Below are 6,429 nucleotides of genomic sequence, written 5' to 3' on the forward strand. Positions count from 1 at the left end.
TTGTTTGTAGATGCCCACGACCAGGGCGACTGTGCCGCCGGAGATTCCGGGGATGGTTTCCACAATACCGAGCAGTGCCCCGCGAATGAGGTTGCCGATCAGCGAAGTTTTTCTTTGGGGTGTTAGGGTCATCTACTCACAATCCTTGAACCAGGCCTAGATTAGTGTAGCTGCCTGAGTGCTTACTCCACGAACATGCAAGTGGAAATCTGCAAAATGTAAAACAGACTATCTGCAAAATGCACAATAGGATGTCTGCGCAATGTGCCAGCTGGAACCCAGGGTAGAAAAAGCGCTTTGACGGCGGTGTCGTCTTGGCAACTTGGTTCGATCATGGACTGGTCAAGTTTGAGGGCTTGTTCCAAAAGTCTCGGGATCAATGGGCCTCTGAACTCGTGGGAGTCGGGCCACCACGAGGCGGTATGAATCAGTTAGCAGTTCCTGGAAGAGTCCCGGATGGTTGCTGGTACCGGTGGCAAGCGAAATCCAGTGCCGCTTATTCATATAGTAACCGGGTGTGATCTCAGGGTACTGCAAACGCAGTTCTGCAGCGTCTTCCGGTTCTGCTTTGTCGACGTGTCGGGTTTGACCGACGTATTTACCCAGTGAATGGAGGTCGTCATGAACGGTACAACAACAAGCGAATGCATGAAGCAGCTCGTCGTCTACCTGTGCAGCTCCGAAGATCGTACCGGTGCCGAGGTCGGGTTGGAACGGCCGCGGCAGGACTGCCTCGACCTCTGCCACCGACCCGGCTATCTCGAACTCCTAGAACGCGTGAAGCTTAGCCCGTCGCGGATCGTCGCCTAGCGCGTCGGGCCACATCTTCGGCGATGTAGCGGTGGCGCGGAAGCAACCGAGCCACGGGATACCTACTGGTCAACAGATCGATACACTCTTGCGCGTTCGTATAACCAAGCGTGTTAAACAACAGGGCTGCGTCGTCGAGGTCACGATCATCGCGGGAAGCATGCAGTTTCATGGCCCGCAAATACTCCGGCGACGGCACCTGCACCAGCAGCGACTCCGACTCGAATACGGTGCGGGAAGCTCATCTGCCCCAGGAAGGAACCCCTTGACGGCGTCGTTGAGCCAATCTGGTTCCAAACCGTGGGCGGCGCTCATGTCTTCTGCGATCTGCCGCACTTCTGGTACTGGTACGAATAACGCATCCACATCGCGGGTGAGGCGCTCCTGATCGTATGCCAACGCCATCGGCCGCACCACCCACCACAAATAGTTGCGCCTGAAGCCCCCGCGCTGTGAGGCGGTCTGAGAGTTCTTGGAATAAGCTGCGGACGCTTCCAGCGTCAAGCTCCGGCCCGCTCCGGCTCACGCGCGATCCAACGACCGTGATGTGATGAAAATACCGCGCTCCCGGAACGCGTCTGGGCTTTCCCGCTCCGCGTCTCCACGGAATATCTCTGGCACCATCGGGTACCAGGCCGTCGTGCGACGTGCCGTGTCCTGCGCCCAGGCAGGTGCTGTCCAACCATCACGCGAGGCCAGGTAGTCTGCCAGCGCAGCGAAGGCGGCATCAATCTGAACTGCACCCGTGTGAGGAGGCTCGTCAGTAAACACGCCTGCCGCGAGGCCCGGGCCTCCCCGGCGAAGCGTTGACGTATAGTCATCCAGAGTTTGGAGAATACCGAACCTCCAGCCCGCCTCCACACTGTCGCCGTTATTCAGTAGCCGAGCACAAGCACGCGCGTTCGCCGCAGCCGTGTGACGCACCCCAACATCTGCCCCCGGCACAGAGGCCGGTGCAGTCTGCGCGGCGTCAAGCAACGCCGCGACTGTCAACACTTCGCCCTGAAACACCATCATCTGTCTCCTTCACCTCATAACCCATTTTCGCAGACGTCCTGCTGAATGTCCCGGGGAGCTGAAATTCCGGCGAGAGGTCACGGTCTGACGCACAGTTGGCAAGCGTGCGAACTGTTATCGCGTGCATCACAGATGGAAATTGATTCTCCAACGTATGGAACCTTTTGGGTGAGACCGAGGCCCGATGGTCAGTGACTTACGGTGACCGCTGCTTCGCAGGGCCCGCCGCACTCCTCGCTGCCGCCGACACGCACCTACTCCGGAGCAACCACAGTGTCGAAGAGTGTGGCTCTTCGGTATCGTAGACGCGTACTGTGAACTAGGTCGAGTGGCTCATTGCAGTGATGAACACCCAGGTGTCCGTGTTGCTATCTTGCTCGGCGAGTGCGACCTGTACCAATTCATCAGGCGCAGTTCCATCCTGGGCAGGAACGCATGCTGTCACGCGATGATGCGAGGAGACAGTTGCGTAAGCTGGGAAGTCTTATTGGGCTTCGGTGAGCACGAGGTCGTCTTTAACGCGCATCCGTTCGCCCAGGAACCCGCCCAGCGCGGTCAGCAGGGAAACGATGACCAGCAGTACGACGGCGGGCATAACGGTTGGGGTTTCTTGGAGGCCAGTCATCCAGGTTGCGATGAACGGCAGGAATCCGGTCAGTGCGCCAGCTAAGTTGTAGCCCAGGGCGACACCCGAGTAACGCAGTTCCACCGGGAACAGTTCGGCCAGTAGCGCGCCGGTAACCGAGTAGGTGATGGTCAACAAGCCAATGCCCGCAGAGATGGCGAAAATGATGGCCCAGACTTGACCGGTGTCAATCATCATGAATAACGGCCAAGCGGCCAGCGCAGTAAGAATACCACCGATGAACGTGACCCGACCCGGGCCGAGACGTTCAGCTACGCGACCGAAGATCACCACAACCACCATCTGAACCAGTGCTGCAATGACCGTGGCGTTGACAACGTCGCCGCGAGCGACATCCAGCACGGTGGTGGTGTAGGAGATGACGTAGGTGTTCATCAGGTAAAACCCACCAACACCCAGCAGGGCCGCACAGATTGCGATCACCAGGCGACCGAAGGCTTTGGTGAAGACCGCGGCTGCTGGAACCTTGGGCCGGTCATCCATTTCAGCGAGTTGCTCAAAGACCGGGGATTCTTCAACTTTAAGTCGGATCCATAGCGCGATGGCCAACAGTGGGAAGGCAGCTAGGAATGGTAGGCGCCAGCCCCAGGAATTGACGGATTCTTCTGGCATCAACAGCACCAGCGAGAACGCACCGGAGGACAGCAGGGTACCCACAGGTGAGCCCAGCTGGACCATGGCGGCATAACGCGCGCGCTTCTTGGGTGGTGCGTGTTCGATAGCGATCGTGGTCGCACCTCCCCATTCGCCACCAACGGCCAGACCCTGGAAGAGTCGCAGCACGACCAGCAGGATCGGAGCTGCCAGGCCAACTTGGTCGTAGGTTGGCAGCATGCCGATGACGCCGGTGGCCACACCGATCAGCACGATCGACAGGATCAGAGTTGGACGGCGGCCCCAGCGGTCGCCGAGAATGCCGAATACGAATGCGCCGAGCGGGCGCGCAGCAAAACCGACACCGAAGGTGGCAAAAGATGCCAGAACCGCGGCGGTTGGGTTCAGTTCGGTAAAGAACAGGAAGTTGAATACCAGCGCGGCTGCGGTACCGAACAAAAAGTAGTCGTACCATTCCAGTGCGGTCCCGGCAAAGGCGGCCCGGGCAATGCGCGCAACATCTTTGGGGTTGACCTGCAGGGTTTCTTCCTTCGGCGGGGGCGTGTCTGCCTCCACAACGAGGGAACGAGAATCGTCGCTCACGCGAAGCCTCCTTAGACGAGTGAATGATTACCCCAATATTTCGGCATGACCCACACCACACGCAATGGAAGCTTGCACTATGAGCATCGAGGTCATTTGTGCATTTGCATTTTTGGTGAGGCCAGGACCAGGGTTGCCAGTACGGCGTCGCGGGGAATTTTGACGTCGAGTCCGGTGGTGGCTTCGAAGCTGCGCAACCGATTGATGACGGTGTTCCGGTGCCGATTAACGCACGACGCGGTGGTTTTAATTGACCCGGTGTCCAGGAAGTACTTGATGGTGGTAATGACTTCGTGCCGCTCTGCAACCGGGAGTTGTACGAGATCGGTCAGATAGCTATCGGGGAAGTCCGGCACCAACGTGGACAAGGTGTCTGAGATTGCTGCGGGCCAGAGGGCTTCGATACTCATCAACCCGGTAGTTTCCGGCTGGTATTCCAATAGCCTTGTGAGCGCAGCAACGGCGTTGGGTACGGTTGCCAAACCGGTAATTTGGCCGATATACCCTCCGGCATAATCGCGGCACAGTGTGGCGAGCGGAGCAGCCTTCGAAGCGCGTTCTTGGATCAGGCAGTAGCCAGAGCGGTAGGGGTAGCCCAGGATCTTCCCAGCAGCCAATGGCTCGGCCAGCGCATCTTGGACTTCAAGCACTGCAGATTCATTAATGACGACGACCTCAAACTCTGCATTGACCTCGACCTTAAGTCCCTGGGCGATAATGTCAAGACTGGCCGGGGTCAAATGGCTGGAGTTCAACAGTCGAGCCATGTGCCGTTCGGTGGCCAGCCGCGCATCCCGGGCAATCCGTGCGGTTTCTGCCAAAAACTCCAGCTGCACTTCGCGGATGTAGCGCTCAATTGTGGTCAACATGGTCTCGACATGTTCGACCAACACCGGCATCTCGTCAGAACTCATCGTGGCCCGGATGCGTCGCCACAGCACCACAAAATCCAATCGTATCGCAGCCATGAGATCTTCGATCTGGATTTTCTGTCGTGCCCTGCGAACCCCGAGCCGTCGCGCTGCGTTTTGTTGGTGTTCTGTCATGGGTTTGCCCATCATCCGGTCCAACAGATAGCGAAACGTCTCGATCGCCGTGTGCCGTAAATCTGTGATCTCCACCAGTCCGTCTTCGTACAGGCTTCGCCCCTGTAGTTCCGCCAAAAAATCGTCGACAATCAATTCCAGGTCATCGACGACCCGTTGTAAAATGGCTTGCCAGTCTCCAGCGTTCGTAGTAGAAGCAACCTGAGCTGCAGCGTCGTCAGTGGGTTCTACTGGGCGATTGTCGTTAGGCATATGCATAATTTTAGTGGGGTCGAGATCATATTTTGCCATTGCAGCGCAGAGCCAACCTTTATTGAATCAGGGTAGGAATAATGAACGTCGAAAGGATGCTGCGGCCATGCGTCTGGATACCCTTATTCATAATGCAGATATCATTACGGGTGATCCGAACCGCCCCACGGCCTCCCGAATTGGGATTTGGCAGGGGCTCATCGTGGGTCTTGATGAACAACTTGATCCGCTGCTCAAGGGCCCGTATGCCGCGGCACCCGCACAGGTATTCGATGTGGCTGGCGCGTGTATTGTGGCCGGGTTCAACGACGTGCACGCCCACAGTGTGTGGTTTGGGCAGACACTGATTGAAATCGATTTGGCCGAGGCGAAGACTCCCGACGATGTCTATGCTGCCATCGCGTCCCGAATCAATGCTTTTGAGCATGGCGATTGGGTGATCTGTTCAAATTTCAACCCACTGCAGATGACCGGCAGCATAGATCGTGATCGTCTCGATACGGTTGCCCTGGGGCACCCGGTGCTGATTAAACACCGTTCCGGCCACGCGTACACGATCAACGGTGTGGCGCTTGATCTTGCGGGTATTGAAGACCGCCCAACCGCACAGCCGGAGGGTGGAGAGATCGTGACAGATGAGACGGGCCGGGCCACCGGGCTACTCGATGAAAACGCGATGCGCGCTGTTCAGGATTTGCTGCAGCCTGAGGCGCTCGAACCAGTGACAGACGCCCTTGCAGCCGCGTCGCAACACTACCTGGCCGAAGGGCTGACATCGGTGACCGATGCGGGGATTGCCGGTGGCTGGATTGGGCACACCCCAAGAGAATTCGCGGCCTATCAGTTGGCTGTCGACCGCGACCTGCTCAAACACCGGTCCCAAACCATGGTCACCATGGATGCCCTGCACGAATTGCCCGGTCATTCCAAAGACCCATCGGCACGCGGCCTGGATGCCGGGATCCGCTCCGGGGCGGGCGATGCGCGTCTACAAATTGGACCGGTCAAAGTCTTCACCGATGGTTCCCTGCTCGGTGCCACAGCCGCGATGACCGAAGAATACTCGCATTGTCAGCACAACCACGGTTATATGCAGGGCGACCCCGAGACCATGCGCGCTCAGGTAATCCAGGCAGCCGGTGCCGGCTGGGCGCTGGCCCTACACGCGATCGGCGATGCGGCGATCGACTTTGCCATCGAAACCATCACCGAAGCCCGTCGCATCCACGGTTCCGGTCCCCTCCCCGACCGCATTGAACACGGCGGGGTGGTCCGCGACGATCAAATCGCTCGAATGGCCGACCAGAATATTGTGTTGGTCCCTCAGCCGTATTTCATTTCCGTATTTGGCGAGGGGATGTTCCACAATCTTGGCCCAAATCGCGCCACGCTGTCGTATCCGGCACGAAGATTGCTCGACGCTGGTATGATCCTGCCTGGAAGCTCGGACCGCCCGGTCGC

General features: G+C 58.2%; 7 protein-coding genes. 1 reads left to right on the forward strand and 6 read right to left on the reverse strand.

The genetic code is table 11. The features are described from left to right. From K8V32_RS01055 to K8V32_RS01080, 6 genes are all read right to left on the reverse strand, one after another. Window positions 1-132: undecaprenyl phosphate translocase family protein (locus K8V32_RS01055; protein WP_303901561.1), on the reverse strand; the 132-nt coding region annotated here is incomplete at its 3' end. A 210-nt stretch (window positions 133-342) separates the two neighbouring features. Further along, the gene (locus tag K8V32_RS01060) at window positions 343-747 is read right to left on the reverse strand and encodes an MmcQ/YjbR family DNA-binding protein (protein ID WP_303901544.1); all 405 of its coding nucleotides are present in this window, start codon (window positions 745-747) and stop codon (window positions 343-345) included. A gap of 37 nt (window positions 748-784) precedes the next feature. Further along, window positions 785-982, reverse strand: a complete 198-nt coding sequence (locus tag K8V32_RS01065; RefSeq protein WP_303901547.1) for a hypothetical protein — start codon at window positions 980-982, stop codon at window positions 785-787. Window positions 983-1,332: 350 nt separating this feature from the next. Then, complete coding sequence (locus tag K8V32_RS01070) at window positions 1,333-1,827, reverse strand: hypothetical protein (RefSeq protein ID WP_303901550.1); 495 nt, start codon at window positions 1,825-1,827, stop codon at window positions 1,333-1,335. Window positions 1,828-2,311: 484 nt separating this feature from the next. Further along, window positions 2,312-3,670, reverse strand: a complete 1,359-nt coding sequence (locus tag K8V32_RS01075; RefSeq protein WP_303901553.1) for an MFS transporter — start codon at window positions 3,668-3,670, stop codon at window positions 2,312-2,314. Between the two features lie 92 nt (window positions 3,671-3,762). Further along, window positions 3,763-4,968: an RsbRD N-terminal domain-containing protein gene (locus tag K8V32_RS01080; RefSeq protein WP_303901556.1), complete on the reverse strand. Its 1,206-nt coding sequence runs from the start codon at window positions 4,966-4,968 to the stop codon at window positions 3,763-3,765. Between the two features lie 106 nt (window positions 4,969-5,074). Here K8V32_RS01080 and K8V32_RS01085 point away from each other — a divergent pair. Then, on the forward strand, window positions 5,075-6,429 hold a 1,355-nt coding region (locus K8V32_RS01085), incomplete at its 3' end, for an amidohydrolase (RefSeq protein WP_303901559.1).

Origin of the sequence: Enteractinococcus helveticum (genome assembly GCF_020742345.1) — a bacterium.
GTDB lineage: Bacteria > Actinomycetota > Actinomycetes > Actinomycetales > Micrococcaceae > Yaniella > Yaniella helvetica_A.

Bases quoted from the DNA above. Each gene is read 5' to 3' on its own strand.
- K8V32_RS01065 (WP_303901547.1), bottom strand. From the start codon at position 982: ATGAAACTGCATGCTTCCCGCGATGATCGTGACCTCGACGACGCAGCC.
- K8V32_RS01070 (WP_303901550.1), bottom strand. From the start codon at position 1,827: ATGATGGTGTTTCAGGGCGAAGTGTTGACAGTCGCGGCGTTGCTTGAC.
- K8V32_RS01080 (WP_303901556.1), bottom strand. From the start codon at position 4,968: ATGCCTAACGACAATCGCCCAGTAGAACCCACTGACGACGCTGCAGCT.